Source organism: Leisingera sp. ANG49 (assembly GCF_059694505.1).
Map to the genome: position 1 here is coordinate 1 of NZ_JCATZN010000004.1, position 14,006 is coordinate 14,006.

At 62.6% G+C, this 14,006-nt stretch carries 13 protein-coding genes and 1 tRNA gene; 7 read left to right on the plus strand and 7 right to left on the minus strand.

The features are described from left to right. Positions 1 to 26 precede the first annotated feature (26 nt). Positions 27 to 650 carry a protein-methionine-sulfoxide reductase heme-binding subunit MsrQ gene (gene msrQ / locus AC58NV_RS13845; protein ID WP_497227659.1) on the minus strand — a complete coding sequence of 208 codons (624 nt, stop codon included), beginning with the start codon at positions 648 to 650 and terminating at the stop codon, positions 27 to 29. Positions 651 to 661: 11 nt separating this feature from the next. Continuing rightward, the gene (gene msrP, locus AC58NV_RS13850) at positions 662 to 1,582 is read right to left on the minus strand and encodes a protein-methionine-sulfoxide reductase catalytic subunit MsrP (RefSeq protein ID WP_497227660.1); all 921 of its coding nucleotides are present in this window, start codon (positions 1,580 to 1,582) and stop codon (positions 662 to 664) included. Positions 1,583 to 1,858: 276 nt separating this feature from the next. Here msrP and AC58NV_RS13855 point away from each other — a divergent pair, with 276 nt between their 5' ends. Then, complete coding sequence (locus AC58NV_RS13855) at positions 1,859 to 2,428, plus strand: hypothetical protein (RefSeq protein ID WP_497227661.1); 570 nt, start codon at positions 1,859 to 1,861, stop codon at positions 2,426 to 2,428. Between the two features lie 33 nt (positions 2,429 to 2,461). On the opposite strand, the gene AC58NV_RS13860 is transcribed toward AC58NV_RS13855, so the two are convergent. The 3 genes from AC58NV_RS13860 to clpB all read right to left on the minus strand — a co-directional run bounded on the left by AC58NV_RS13860 (position 2,462) and on the right by clpB (position 7,067). Next, complete coding sequence (locus AC58NV_RS13860; protein ID WP_497227662.1) at positions 2,462 to 3,103, minus strand: TVP38/TMEM64 family protein; 642 nt, start codon at positions 3,101 to 3,103, stop codon at positions 2,462 to 2,464. Positions 3,104 to 3,515: 412 nt separating this feature from the next. Next, positions 3,516 to 4,289: a hypothetical protein gene (locus AC58NV_RS13865; RefSeq protein WP_497227663.1), complete on the minus strand. Its 774-nt coding sequence runs from the start codon at positions 4,287 to 4,289 to the stop codon at positions 3,516 to 3,518. A 159-nt stretch (positions 4,290 to 4,448) separates the two neighbouring features. Next, positions 4,449 to 7,067: an ATP-dependent chaperone ClpB gene (gene clpB / locus AC58NV_RS13870; protein WP_497227664.1), complete on the minus strand. Its 2,619-nt coding sequence runs from the start codon at positions 7,065 to 7,067 to the stop codon at positions 4,449 to 4,451. 341 nt (positions 7,068 to 7,408) lie between these two features. On the opposite strand from clpB, the gene pyrF reads away from it, so the two are divergent. Next, complete coding sequence (gene pyrF, locus AC58NV_RS13875; protein WP_497227665.1) at positions 7,409 to 8,125, plus strand: orotidine-5'-phosphate decarboxylase; 717 nt, start codon at positions 7,409 to 7,411, stop codon at positions 8,123 to 8,125. A 396-nt stretch (positions 8,126 to 8,521) separates the two neighbouring features. On the opposite strand, the gene AC58NV_RS13880 is transcribed toward pyrF, so the two are convergent. Continuing rightward, entirely contained in the window at positions 8,522 to 8,944 is a 423-nt protein-coding gene (locus AC58NV_RS13880; protein WP_497227666.1) for an NUDIX hydrolase, read from the minus strand. A gap of 87 nt (positions 8,945 to 9,031) precedes the next feature. On the opposite strand from AC58NV_RS13880, the gene AC58NV_RS13885 reads away from it, so the two are divergent. Then, entirely contained in the window at positions 9,032 to 10,285 is a 1,254-nt protein-coding gene (locus AC58NV_RS13885) for a DNA polymerase IV (RefSeq protein ID WP_497227667.1), read from the plus strand. 15 nt (positions 10,286 to 10,300) lie between these two features. Here AC58NV_RS13885 and AC58NV_RS13890 read toward each other — a convergent pair whose 3' ends face one another. Then, positions 10,301 to 11,161, minus strand: coding sequence for an N-formylglutamate amidohydrolase (locus tag AC58NV_RS13890; protein ID WP_497227668.1), 861 nt, complete (start codon positions 11,159 to 11,161; stop codon positions 10,301 to 10,303). Between the two features lie 163 nt (positions 11,162 to 11,324). Between AC58NV_RS13890 and AC58NV_RS13895 the strand changes: the two genes are divergently transcribed. The 4 genes from AC58NV_RS13895 (at position 11,325) to AC58NV_RS13910 (ending at position 14,002) form a co-directional block, all read left to right on the plus strand. Next, a tRNA-Val gene (locus AC58NV_RS13895) sits at positions 11,325 to 11,399 on the plus strand. Positions 11,400 to 11,478: 79 nt separating this feature from the next. Then, a complete protein-coding gene (ykgO, locus tag AC58NV_RS13900) occupies positions 11,479 to 11,604 on the plus strand; it encodes a type B 50S ribosomal protein L36 (RefSeq protein ID WP_005648635.1) in 126 nt (41 codons plus the stop codon). 299 nt (positions 11,605 to 11,903) lie between these two features. Then, positions 11,904 to 12,920 carry a Fe(3+) ABC transporter substrate-binding protein gene (locus AC58NV_RS13905; RefSeq protein WP_497227669.1) on the plus strand — a complete coding sequence of 339 codons (1,017 nt, stop codon included), beginning with the start codon at positions 11,904 to 11,906 and terminating at the stop codon, positions 12,918 to 12,920. A 221-nt stretch (positions 12,921 to 13,141) separates the two neighbouring features. Further along, positions 13,142 to 14,002: a CobW family GTP-binding protein gene (locus tag AC58NV_RS13910; RefSeq protein ID WP_497227670.1), complete on the plus strand. Its 861-nt coding sequence runs from the start codon at positions 13,142 to 13,144 to the stop codon at positions 14,000 to 14,002. Positions 14,003 to 14,006: the final 4 nt, after the last annotated feature.

The window sequence follows — 14,006 nt, forward strand, 5'->3', positions numbered from 1 at the left end:
CCGGACGTCTTCCAGAAGCTCCGGATCTAGGTCCGGCCCGAGACCAGCGCTCCCGATGCCTGTCTCAGCCAGCGGCTGCCCGCCAGGCGCAGTGCCAGCAGGAACAGCACCAGCCCCAGGTAGATCAGCGGCTCGATCTGAAATCCCTTCGACACCATCACAAAATGCACGGCACCCAGCACGGCAGCGGCATAGGTCAGCCGGTGCAGCCGGGACCAGGCGCGGCCGAGCCTGCGGACCGAGAGGTTGTTGGAGGTCAGCGCCAGCGGCAGCATCAGGACAAAGGCGCCCATTCCAATGGTGATATAAGGACGCTTGGCAATATCGGTGAGGATCTGGCCCAGGATCTGCACATCCAGCACCAGCCAGACCAGCAGGTGGCACAGGACATAGAAGAAGCACAGAAGCCCAACCGCCCTGCGGAACTTCATCAGGTTGAGGCCCAGCAGGCGGCGCAGCGGGGAAATGGCCAGCGTCAGGATCAGAAGCTGCAGCGCCAGTTCGCCGTATTCATGCTCCAGCGCCTTGATCGGCTCCACGCCGAGGCCGCCCGTCAGGCCAAGGCAGAACAGCCAGGGCCCCGGCAGCGCACCAAGAAGGTAGACCGCCCAGACAGGCAGGCGCCGGAAAAGCTGGTTTGCAAATTCCATCCGCGGCCTCCTCAGAAATATTCGCGCAGGTCCATGCCTTCATACAGGACGGCGACCTCGTCCTCGTATCCATTGAACATCAGCGTCGGCTGGCGGCGCGCAAACAGCCCGCCGCCGATGCGGCGCTCGCTGGCCTGGCTCCAGCGCGGATGCGAAACATCCGGGTTCACATTACTATAGAAGCCGTATTCGCGCGGGTTGGCCATGTTCCAGCTGGCTGGCGGCTCCTCTTCGGTCAAGGTGATCCGCACCACCGACTTGATCGATTTGAAGCCGTATTTCCATGGCACCACCAGCCGCAGCGGCGCGCCGTTCTGGTTGGGCAGCGGCTTGCCGAAGATCCCGGCCGCCATGATCGTCAGCGGATGCATCGCCTCATCCAGGCGCAGGCCTTCGCGATAGGGCCAGTCGAGCACCTTATAGGCGGTGCCGGGCATCTCGGTCGGGCGGTAGAGGGTCTCAAAGGCCACGTACCTGGCGCCGTCCTGCACCCCCGCCAGGTTCAGCAGGTCCGCAAGTTCAAACCCCTGCCAGGGCACCACCATCGACCAGGCCTCGACGCAGCGGAACCGGTAGATGCGTTCCTCCAGCGTCATCTCCCCCAGGATCTGCTCAAAGGAATAGTCACCGGGGTTATCAACCAGCCCGTCGATCTTCACGCTCCAGGGCTTCGTTGTCATCCGGTCCGCGTACTTGGACGGATCCCCCTTGCCGGTGCCGAATTCATAAAAGTTGCAATAGCTGGTCACCTCTTCCCAGGTGTTGGGCTCCAGCACCTGATTGCCATTCTCCTCTTCCGCCTGTGCGCGGCCGCCCAGCGCTGCCGCCAGTCCGCTGCCTGCCAGGCCGGCCATGATCCGGCGCCGGTTCCAGAACGCAGCCTCCGTGGTTGCATCGGCAAGAGTCAAGTCATTGGTCCAGCGGCGCGCCATCTGCGTCTCCTGATTTTGCGGGTCTCTCCTGAGGTAACGGTCCCGGGCGCAAAACCCAAAACATATCCCGTCACGACTGCGCGAGAGAGATGTAACGTTGCAAGCCCTGCCAGTATCCGCGAAAAACCGGCCGCATGCGCCTCTGCTGACAGAAATGTGAAGCCATGCCCGGTCAAGAGGCCGGAATTTCCCCGGAGGCCGGAAAATTCCCCGCTGCACCCCGGGAGCGATTTCACTATGCTGGCTGGAAATCAAAACCGCTTCGGGCAGACCACGATGAAATCCCTAGTTGCACCCCTGATGATGCTGGCCGCCGCGGCACTGGCTGCCTGCACGGCCGCCCCGACCGCGACCAAAAACGATGTCGAGGCGCTCTCGCTCGCCATCCAATCCCTTGATCCGCAGGTGGACGCCGGCGAGGCCCGCCGCGCGGCTGAGCTTGCGTACAGCCACTCTGCCCGGCTGGCGGAACAGTATAATGTCACCACCTCTCCGATCATCCACAACACGCTGGTGAACAGCGGCGTCAAGGAGCGCGGCATCTGCGTGCATTACGCCGAGGACATGGAAGCGCGCCTCGATCAGGAAAACTTCCAGACGCTCACAATGCTGCGCGCCATTGCCGAGCCCAAGAACGAGTTCCGCATCGACCACTCGACGGCGGTGATCGCCGCCAGGGGCGACGGCATCTACGAGGGCATTGTGCTCGACCCTTGGCGCTATGGCGGCAAGCTCTACTGGTCGGCCACCACCGACGACCCCCGTTATGACTGGGAACCGCGCCTGAAGGTCCTGCGCCGCAAGTATGAGCGCCAGATGGCCAAGGAAGCGGCGGCGGGCACCTAGTCCTTACACAAGTCCGCGCGGCTTGGCCCGGTATCAGATCCAGGGCCGCGCCAGGCGGTGCATGGCAAACAGGACAATCAGCAACCCGGCCGAAACCGCCGCCAGCACCGGCCAACCCATATCCAGCATCTGCGCCCCGAACCATGTGGACAGCAGTGTCACCGGCAGGATGCCCAGCGCCGTGGTCCACACAAAGGTCCAAAGGCTGACCCGGGTCAGCCCTGCGGCATAGTTGATCAGATTGAAGGCGATCACCGGGATCAGGCGCGCGGCCAGAAGCGCCAGCGCCCCCCGCTCCTCGGTCCAGGCATCCAACTGCCGCGCTTGCGTTTCGCTCAGCCAGGCCCGGACCGTCTCCTGCCCCAGCCGGCGCGCCAGCCAAAAGGCCACCAGCGCCCCCAGCATCGCCCCGGCCCAGATCAGCGCCGCCCCCAAAAGCGTGCCAAAAACCGCCCCCGCGCACAGCGCCAGGATTTCCGCCGGAAACGGCACAAAGGAATGCACCACCATCAGGACGATCACCGCTAGCGGCGCCCAGGCGCCGGTGCTGCGCAGCCAGGCAACCATGTCCTCCACCGGGCGCGCCTGCCCACCCAGCACATAGGCCGCCAGCGTGCCGCACAGCAGCACGAGGAGAAATGCGGCAAAGGCCGTTCTGCGCCTGATGCGGATCATGGGACCGGCGCCTTTGCTAGGAACAGCTGCCAGTCTAATGCTTTCCGCCACCGCCGCAAAACGAAGGGCGAAGCAGCCATGAATTGCCCGCTTATCCCAGCAGGGCTTCCCGGCTGACCCCTGGCGGTATGGCGGCAAGGTCTACTGTTCGGAGACCACCGAGACCCCCGGCTGCGACCAGGAACCGCGGCTGAAGGTTCTGCGCCGCAAGTATGAGAGCCGGATGGCCAAGGAAGCGGCAAAGGGTCGAGGGTTAAACCAGACTACCTTAGCTAAAAAAGCACCGCCAGCGACCGGCCCAACATACCAAGAGCGAGACGCTGGCAGCCTATTTAATGCAACAACAGGGTTCAAATTCTACTTAACTTATCCTTGCGATTTTGAACACATAGTCGATTTCAGTCGCAAAGTCCTACAGGTTTCTGAGTGCCTCTGAAAGATCAGCTTGGTTAAAACTGTCATCGATCCGCCACCCCAGATTTCCGTTGCCTTGAATGAAGGGATTGTAGACCTTTACATCAGTAAAACACACTGGCCGACCATCATCTCCACCATCGGGCGCCCCACAATCTGCGGAACTGACGGCATCAGCAGTCACCGTAACAATCTCCTGACCTGGCAATTCTACTTTGAACTTTGCTACGGACTTACCTTCATCCTCTCTAGCGCCGACGTGGAACTGCGCCGAACTTGACCGTTCTTCTGAAACAAAAATAACAGTCCTGTAGTTTTCATCCTTTGGGTGAAACAAATCAAGAATATCTGCTTCCGTCGCCCCTTCATCCTTTCGTTCGATCACATAGTCACGAAGCGCAGTTACAGGATTGTAAAACTTCTGACGAACAGAATCACTTACAGTTGCTTTGAACTGCCCGCCTATTTTCGCCTGTACAATTGAAACATCTTTTATTGGCAGCCCCTCTACACCAAACCCTGCCAATCTATTGGAAAATACTTTCCTTGGCTTTGAAGGAGTTCCTGGTTTCAGTTGCACTTCGCCTAAAGCAGTAAGACGGTTTGTCTGAGTGTTCCAGCTGTAAAAAGTTCCAGCCGGGGTCGCTTGAGGATCATACATACCCAAATTGTTGGGTTTGGCATATGCAAAATTCACATGCCCTTCTCTCAACTCTTCTTGATCGCAACCAGCCAACGCAAGAGGCAGCAATATGGCTAAAAATCTTTTCATGGACATCCTCCAATAAGCCAATTTCACAACAAGTATGCGCCTCGCAACAATCTAAGATTGAAAGAATCGCAAAGCTTACACCAAAAGGTAATGCCAGAAAGGTTCCTTCACAAACGAAAAAGCCCGCCGTCTCCGGCGGGCTTTCCTCATTCTCTACCCTCAATGCACCACGGCGTCGTCGGGCCTTGGTCGTTCTGAAGTCCCCAGCCGCTCGCCGATGATCAGCCCGTCGCTGCCGGCCGAGACCGGGACGGTGTCGCCGTCCTTGATCTCCCCGCCCAAGAGCGCCTCGGCAAGCGGGTTCTGCAGGGCGCGCTGGATCACCCGCTTCAGGGGCCGGGCGCCGAACACCGGATCATAGCCCTCATCCGCCAGCCAGGTCTTGGCCGCCTCGTCCAGCTCCAGCGTGATCTTGCGACCTGCCAGGCGCTTCAGCAGGCGGGCCAGCTGGATCTCGACAATACCGTCCATGTCGGCGCGGGCCAGCCGGTCGAAGATGATGGTCTCATCCAGCCGGTTCAGGAACTCGGGCCGGAAATGCGCCCGGACCGCATCCATCACATCACGCCGCGCGTCCGAGGCATCAGCCCCTTCTGGCAGCTGGCTCAACGCCTGTGCCCCCAGGTTGGAGGTCAGCACGATCAGCGTCTGCTTGAAGTCCACGGTACGGCCCTGGCCGTCGGTCAGGACACCATCGTCCAGCACCTGCAGCAGAACGTTGAACACATCCGGATGCGCCTTCTCGACCTCGTCGAACAGCACCACCTGATAGGGGCGGCGGCGCACGGCCTCGGTCAGCGCTCCGCCCTCGTCATACCCGACATAGCCCGGAGGCGCGCCGATCAGCCGGGCGACCGAGTGCTTCTCCATGTACTCCGACATGTCGATGCGTACCATCGCGTGCTCGTCGTCGAACAGGAACCCGGCAACCGCCTTGGTCAGCTCCGTCTTACCCACACCGGTCGGACCGAGGAACAGGAACGACCCCAGCGGCCGGTTCTCGTCATTCAGACCCGCCCGCGCCCGTCGCACCGAATTGGCAACCGCAGTTACGGCGGCATTCTGGCCGATCACCCGGCGGTGCAGCTCATCTTCCATGCGCAAGAGCTTCTCGCGCTCGCCCTCCAGCATCTTGGAAGTCGGAATGCCGGTCCAGCGTTCGACAACGGCCGCAATCTGCTCAGGCCGCACGGCCTCCTCGACCATCAGCCCCTGCTTTTCCTTCTTCTCGGCATCCGCCAGCTGCTTCTCCAGCCCCGGAATGACGCCATAGGACAGCTCCCCCGCCTTGGCAAGGTTGCCCTCCCGCTTGGCAATGTCGAGTTCCGCACGGGCGCGTTCCAGCTGCTCCTTGAGGTCGCGGGCCGAGGCCAGCTTGTCCCGCTCCGACTGCCACTGCGCAGTCATCTGGGCAGACTGCTCCTGCAGCTCAGCCAGTTCCTTCTGCAGTTTCTCCAGCCGGTCCTTCGAAGCCGCATCCTCTTCCAGCTTCAGCGCCTCTTCCTCAATCTGCATCTGCAGGATCTGCCGGTCCAGCGCATCAAGCTCCTCCGGCTTCGAATCCACCTGCATCCGCAGTCGGGAAGCCGCCTCGTCCACCAGGTCGATTGCCTTATCCGGCAGGAAACGGTCGGTGATATAGCGATTCGACAGCGTTGCCGCCGCCACCAGCGCCGCGTCGGCGATGCGCACGCCGTGATGCAGCTCATACTTCTCCTTGATGCCGCGCAGGATCGACACAGTGTCCTCCACGGTCGGCTCCGTCACCATCACCGGCTGGAACCGGCGGGCAAGGGCGGCGTCCTTCTCCACGTATTTACGGTATTCATCCAGCGTGGTCGCTCCGACGCAGTGCAGCTCGCCGCGTGCCAGCGCCGGCTTGATCAGGTTGGCCGCATCCATCGCGCCGTCGGATTTGCCGGCACCTACCAGCGTGTGCATCTCGTCGATGAACAGGATGATCTCGCCCGCAGCCTCGGTGACTTCCGTCAGCACTGCCTTCAAGCGCTCCTCGAACTCGCCGCGGTATTTCGCGCCGGCAATCAGCGCACCCATGTCCAAAGACAAAAGCTTCTTGTCACGCAGAGATTCCGGCACATCGCCATTCACAATGCGCAACGCCATGCCCTCGGCAATCGCGGTCTTACCAACGCCCGGCTCGCCAATCAGCACAGGATTGTTTTTGGTCCGGCGCGACAGCACCTGCATCGAGCGGCGGATTTCCTCGTCCCGGCCAATGATCGGGTCGATCTTGCCCTCACGCGCCGCCTCAGTCAGGTCGCGGGCGTATTTCTTCAGCGCGTCATAGCCTTCCTCAGCCGTGGCAGAGTCCGCTGTGCGCCCCTTGCGGATATCGTTGATCGCTTCATTCAGCTTCTGCGCAGTGACGGCACCGGCCTCCAAGGCATCCTTGGCCTTGGACTTCACCATGCACAGTGCCATCAGCAGCCGCTCGACCGGCACAAAACTGTCGCCTGCCTTCTCGGCAATCTTTGCGGCCTCATCCAGCACCTTGGCGGTCTGCCCGTCCAGATAGATCTGGGCCGCATCACCGCTCACCTTGGGCTGTTTGGCAACAGCGGCCTCGACGGCCTCGACGACACGCGACGGCACCCCGCCCGCGCGGGAAATCAGGTTGCTCGCCAGCCCCTGATCATCGTCCATCAATGCTTTCAGAATATGCTCCGGCACCAGCCGCTGGTGCCCCTCGCGCATCGCAATGGTCTGCGCCGCCTGCACAAAACCCCGTGCACGCTCCGTGAACTTGTTCAAGTCCATCTTGCTCTCCTTTTTCAAGCGCCCAGTTTTTGGCAGCGCCCGCCTGGCGGCACGCCCCGGTCCGGGCCTCAAGGTTCAATTTGGGAAGCGATCCCGCCGCTTCAACCCATACTCGCCGGAAAAGATGAGTAAATCCCTGACCTGCGTCAACTTTGCACCCGGGCAGTCCGCCGCCGGGCGCAGCCCCGCCGCGCGCCAGCGCGACGCAGGGCCCAAAACTGTAATCTGTCCCGCAAGGGGCAGCTTCAGTTGCGGGAGCGCCTGCTGCGCCTTGCCCATTCGCAGCCCCTTGCGTATGAAACGCCAGTTTCACGCCGAACCCGCCACAAGAGGACCCCGCCATGACCCAAGCTCCGCGCGCCGATGACCGCCTGATTGTTGCCATGGATGTTCCCAATGCACTGGCGGGGCTGAAGCTGGCCGAGCAGCTGGGCGATGCGGTCTCCTTCTACAAGATCGGCCTTGGCATGCTCACCGGCGGCGGGCTGGCGCTCGCCAATGAGCTGAAGCAGGAGCACGGCAAGCGCATCTTCCTCGACATGAAACTCTTTGACATCGGCGCCACCGTGGAAAGCGCGGTGCGCGGCCTCGCGCAGTTCGACCTCGACTTCCTCACCGTGCACGGCGACCCCTATGTGGTGTGCGCCGCCAAGGAAGGCGCGGCAGGCAAGGATCTCAAAATCCTCGCCGTCACCATCCTCACCTCGCTCGACCGCCAGGATCTGGACGGTGCGCTGATCAAGGACGGTGCGGTGCAGGATCTGGTGCTGGAGCGCGCAGGCAATGCCTTTGCCGCCGGCGCCGACGGCGTCATCGCCAGCCCGCAGGAAGCCGCCCTGATCCGCGCCCTGCCCGAGGCGAATGGCAAACTGATCGTCACCCCGGGCGTGCGCCCGGCCGGAGCGGACCTGGGCGACCAGAAACGCGTCGCAACCCCGGCCAGCGCCATTTCCGATGGCGCCGATCACATCGTGGTGGGCCGACCGATCTGGAAAGCAGACAGCCCCCGCACCGCAGCAGAAGCCATCCTGGCAGAGCTGGCCGGGGTAAAAGCGTAGCCCCCGGACACTGCCGGAAACGGGGAAGACAGCGGAAACCGCACGTCCCGTAACCGGTACAGCTTCGCTTCTGCCTAAAATTCAGGCAGAAAGAAAAATGTGCGGCAGGTGCACCATTTCCTGACCAAGCGCACCTCCGCCCGCCAGTGACGTAACGTCAAGCCGCTCTTTTCGCTGACGAAACCCGCCGCAGAGGCGATTTCTGCGCCAAATCGTCCTGTGCCTCAAAAAGCACACCCGCAGAACCCGCAGCCAATGCACGGCCCCGCAAACTTTGCGAAACAGCGCCATGTGGGAGATTCTCAAATTGAGACACTCCCCAGACGGGCTTTTCTTCCTGAGACCCGTCACCTTCCCCCCGCATACCAGCGGGGGATCTTTCTTTTCAGCCCTCAGTCACTCCGGCCGCACGGCAAGATATTCCCGCAGCCGTTCCGCGAAATGGGGCACCGCCAAAGGGTGCACGCAATAGGCCTCCGGCGCCATCAGCGCCCAGCCCTGCCCCTCATTGCCGAACCGGATCGCGCTGACAGCCTGCGCAGGCAGATGCGCGGCAAAGAACCAGACCCGCCCGTGCGGCCGCTGATACACTCTGGACCAGATCAGCAGCTCCGGCGGCAGCACCAGCCCGACTTCTTCATATGTCTCGCGCAACGCGCAGTCCGCCGGGCTTTCATCCGCCTCACGGCCGCCGCCCGGCAGGTCCCAGTGCCCGGGATAGGGGATATCCGGCTTGTCATCGCGCTGGATGACCAGCAGATCCTGCCCCAGAAACACCGCTAGCTTTGCGCCGGCAAAATCTTCGCCTGCTGATGTCATGACCTGTCACTTGGCAACCCGCCGCGCTAAAGACAAGGCCTCCGACGCAAGCTAGACTTACCCTGCCCGAAATCAGCGACCCGCCCGATGCACGCCCTCTGCCGAGACTGCCTGAGCCAGATCACTCCCGCCCGGCGCTGCCCCCATTGCGGCAGCCCGCGGATCAAGGCGCATGAGGAGCTGTTCTCGCTCAGCATCGCCCATATGGACTGCGATGCCTTCTATGCCAGCGTCGAAAAACGCGACAACCCGGAACTCGCCACCAAGCCGGTGATCATCGGCGGCGGCAAGCGCGGCGTGGTCTCCACCGCCTGTTACGTCGCCCGCATCCGCGGCGTGCGCTCCGCCATGCCGATGTTTCAGGCGCTCAAGCTCTGCCCCGACGCGGTGGTGATCAAGCCGCGGATGAATGTCTACGTCGAGGTCAGCCGCGAAATCCGCAAGATGATGAATGAGCTGACCCCGGACGTGGAGCCGCTGTCGCTGGACGAGGCCTTCATGGATCTGACCGGCACCGAAAAACTGCACGGCGCGCCACCCGCGGTGATGCTGGCGCGGCTGGTCAAGCGGATGAAGGATGAGCTGGGTGTCACCGGTTCCATCGGCCTTTCCCATAACAAGTTCCTGGCCAAGGTCGCCTCCGACCTCGACAAGCCGCGCGGATTCTCGGTGATCGGCAAGGCCGAGACGGGTGATTTCCTGCGCGAAAAACCGGTGCGGCTGATCTGGGGCATCGGCCCGGCTGCACAGGAGAGCCTGGACAAGGCCGGCATCCGCACATTTTCCGACCTCTTGCGCTGGGACCGCGAGGCACTGCACGTCCGCTTCGGCTCCATGGGCGACCGGCTCTGGCATCTGGCCCGCGGCCAGGACCGGCGCCGGGTCTCTGCGCATGAGCCCGTCAAGTCGATCTCCAACGAGACTACCTTCTTTGAGGATACCGCCTGCCTTGAGGTGCTGGACGGCCACCTGTGGCGGCTGGCTGAAAAGGTTTCGGACCGGGCCAAGGCGCGGGAACTGGCGGGCCGGGTGGTGACGCTCAAACTGAAACGCGCCAACCATTCCGCGCTGACCCGGCGTGTCACCCTGCGCAGCCCGACCCAGATTGCCGATCGCATTTACCGCACCGCCCGCAGCCTGCTGGATCAGGTGGGCGACGAAGGCCCCTACCGGCTCTTGGGCTGCGGGATTTCAGACCTGGTTCCCGAATCGCATGCCGATGAAACCGGCGACCTGCTGGATCCGAATGCGGGCAAACGGGCAGAGGCCGAACGCGCCACCGACGCCATCCGCAAGAGATTCGGCGACAGTGCGATTCTGAAAGGCCGCGCCCTGCGCTGAAATCACGGCACAGGATTATTCCGCCGCGAGAGGCAGTTCCTCCCGCCCGATTGCGGCGATCTCAGCCACCACCTGGCGCAGCAGCTGCTGCAAGCCATCGAAATTCGCATTGGGCCGGATGCTGGCCTCATCCATGTAAAGCGCCCGGTCGAGCTCGATCTGCACCGCATGCTGGCGCCGCGACGGGCGGCCATAGGTCTGGGCGATATAGGCCCCGGCGAAGGGCGTGTTGCGCGCGACCTTCAGCCCGGCCGCGGCAAAGGCCGCCTCGATCCGGTCCACCACGCCGCTGTCCGCAGCTGCCCCGAACCGGTCGCCCAGCACCACCTCCGGCTTGCCCGCGCCCCGCGGGGCCATCGCCTCCACCGCCTCATGCGGCATTGAATGGCAATCCACCAGAATCGCCTGCCCGAACTGCCGGTGCGCCTGATCCAGCAGCCCTTTCAGAGCCTGATGGTAGGGATGCCAGCAGCACCTGATCCGCCGCTCCGCTTCTGCCAGCGGCAGCTTGCCGCTGTAGATCGCCCGGCCATTGGCCACCACCCGCGGAATCACCCCAAGGCCGGAAGCCACCCGCGGGTTCTGCCCGCGCCGCTGCACCCCCTCGATCACCGCCGGGTCCAGCTCATCGGGAGAGCGGTTCAGGTCCAGATAGGCCCTTGGTTTCAGGGCTTTCAGCAGCGGCGCCCCGAACTCCGGCGCGGCTAGGAACAGCTGGTCAACAAAGGCGTCCTCCGAGCTGCGGATCTCCCGCCGCCCCAGAATCGACTGTGCCAGAAAGGAATCGGAATAGTCCGTGCCGCTGTGCGGAGAGGCAAAAACCACCGCCGAAGCCAGTTTCTGCGGGGAAATCACGGAAAACGCTGTATCAGGCATCCTTGCTCCGGTGCTTCTTGTGCAAGAAACAGCATATCGCGGAAATTTCTGCGGTCAAAAGCTCTTGCGCCCGCCGGCGACTCTATTTATAGACCCCCTCACCGGCGCGGCACCCCGCGCCCCTTTCACTTCTAAGGGGCAGGAACGGCGCGCAGGCCAGAGTGGGCGATTAGCTCAGCGGTAGAGCACTTCGTTGACATCGAAGGGGTCACAAGTTCGATCCTTGTATCGCCCACCATTCCATTCACTGCCCTGGCCACGGCCAAGGCACCCGCTAACCCAGGCGCTGGTTCGCGCCGCAGACAAGGAGAGAGGCCATGAAGGTCAAGAACTCGCTCCGTTCGCTGAAGAACCGGCACCGCGATTGCCGGGTTGTGCGCCGTAAAGGCCGCGTGTACGTGATCAACAAGACCCAGCGCAAGTTCAAAGCGCGCCAGGGCTAAGATCCGCCACAGCGACATGCAGAAAACCGCATCATCCGATGCGGTTTTTTTGCGTTTTGGGGCTGCCTTCTTTTTCAAACCAGGCCAGGGCGGCACTCCCATGCCCCCCCAGATGCCCCGGCTGCTGCCGGGCAATGTTTGGCGGCCCTAGGGCCCGGAACCAGCAGGGCTACCCCCTGACGTGCACCGCCGCGGCAAATTATCCGATTTCTTTTGTCGGAAATTGATTGCATCCGCCGGAAAACTCCTTAATTGACTATTTCAGTCGGAAAAAGAGCCACTAACGAACGGGACATCACATGCTGAAAGCCACAACTGTACTGGCCGGCGCGCTGAGCGCAGCTGTCGCCACCTCCGCTGCTGCCGAGGGCGAGCTGAACATCTACTCCTCGCGTCACTACGACACTGACGAGCAGCTCTACTCTGAATTCGAAGAGGCCACCGGCATCACCATCAACCGGATCGAAGGCAACGCCGATGAGCTGATCGCCCGGATGAACGCCGAAGGCGAAAACTCCCCGGCGGACATCCTGATCACCGTCGACACCTCCCGCCTGACCCGGGCCAAGGATGCCGGCGTGCTGCAAAGCATCGAGAGCGACGTGCTGGAGGCCCGCGTGCCCGCCTATCTGCAGGACGAGGACAACCAGTGGTTCGGCTTCAGCCAGCGCTCGCGGATCATCTTCTATGACAAGGACGAGGTCGCCAATCCGCCGCTGACCTACCTGGACCTGGCCGACCCCGCCTATAAGGGCAAGGTCTGCATCCGCTCCTCCAAGAACACCTACAACCAGACCCTGCTGGCCTCGATCGTGACCCATCACGGCGCCGAGAAGGCCCGCGGCTGGGCCGAAGGCGTGGTCGCCAACATGGCGCGCGACCCGCAGGGCGGCGACACCGACCAGATTCGCGGCCTGGTCTCCGGCGAGTGCGATATCGCGGTTGCCAACAGCTATTATTTCGCCCGCTCGATCCGCAAGGAGGTCAAGGGCGTGTCGGAACACCGTGACCAGATCGGCTGGCTGTTCCCCTCTCAGAACGAGGAAGGCGCGCATATGAACCTGTCCGGCGGCGGTGTTGCTTTGCACGCACCGAACAAGGACAACGCCATCAAGTTCCTGGAATACCTCGCCAGTGATTCCGCCCAAGCGTATTTCTCGGCCGGCAATGATGAATACCCGGCAGTCTCCGGCGTTGGCCTGGCCCCGTCGATTGCGGCGCTTGGCCACTTCAAGCCGGATGACGTGAACCTGTCCGAGGTCGCCAAGAACCTCCCCGAAGCGCAGAAGATCTTCAACGACGTCGGCTGGAAGTAACGCCAGCCCTCAAAGAAACTGGAAAAGCGCGGCCCTGGCCGCGCTTTTCTTATGCCTGTACGTTTCCCAAATGGCACAGCAGCCGCCAGTTTGGCAAAAGTTCGAAGCAATCCCAGCTTTTCCTAGACCCGCTTGCACCACATGCCTATAGGTTCGCGCATCTTGAAATTCGGGGGAAACATGCAGTCGGGAGCACGCCGCGCTCTGGAGGAACAGAGCCTATGAACCGGTTGCCAGTAACGATTATCAGCGGATATCTGGGTGCGGGGAAAACCACCCTGATCAACCGCCTGCTGGCTGAGGATCACGGGCTGAAACTGGCCGTGATCGTCAACGACTTTGGCGCAGTCAATATTGATGACGCCCTGATTCAGGACGCGGATGGCGGCAAGATCGCCCTGACCAACGGCTGCGTCTGCTGCACCATGGGCGATGATCTCGCGCTTGCCCTGCGCGATGTTCTGAACCGACCCGAGCGTCCGGATCACCTGGTGATCGAGGCCAGCGGCATTTCCGACCCGGTGGCCATCGCCAACTCCGTCCTGAATGAATCCGGCCTCAGCTACGGCGGCATCGTCTCCCTGGTGGATGCGGAAAATGCCGGGACCCTGCTGAACGACCCGCTGCTGGCACCGCAGGCGGAACAGCAGATCCGCGCCGCCGACCTGGTGATCGCCACCAAATGCGATGAACTGAACGAAGCGCTCAGCGCGCTGCTGGCCAAGGCAGGCGCCCGCACGCCCACCGTGCTGAACAACTCGCCGGCGGCGGAATTGCTGTTTGACGTGGTGCCGCTGCCCAAGGGCCGCGCGGTGGCGGCGCATCCCGCCTACACCACCTGGCAGCACCGCAGCAGCACTGTTCTGGACCGCCGCGCGCTGGGGGACAAGCTGGCGGCGCGGCCCACGGGGCTTTACCGGATGAAGGGCTTTGTGCTGACCACCGGCGGCGCCTATGAGCTGCATGTTGTCGGCCGCCATGTCGAAGCCAAACGCTGCGCGGCGGAGGAAACCGTCCTGGTCGGCCTGGGACCGGCAGACCGGATTTCCCGTGACGAGATCGAGGCCTGGTGGGCGGCATAAGCCG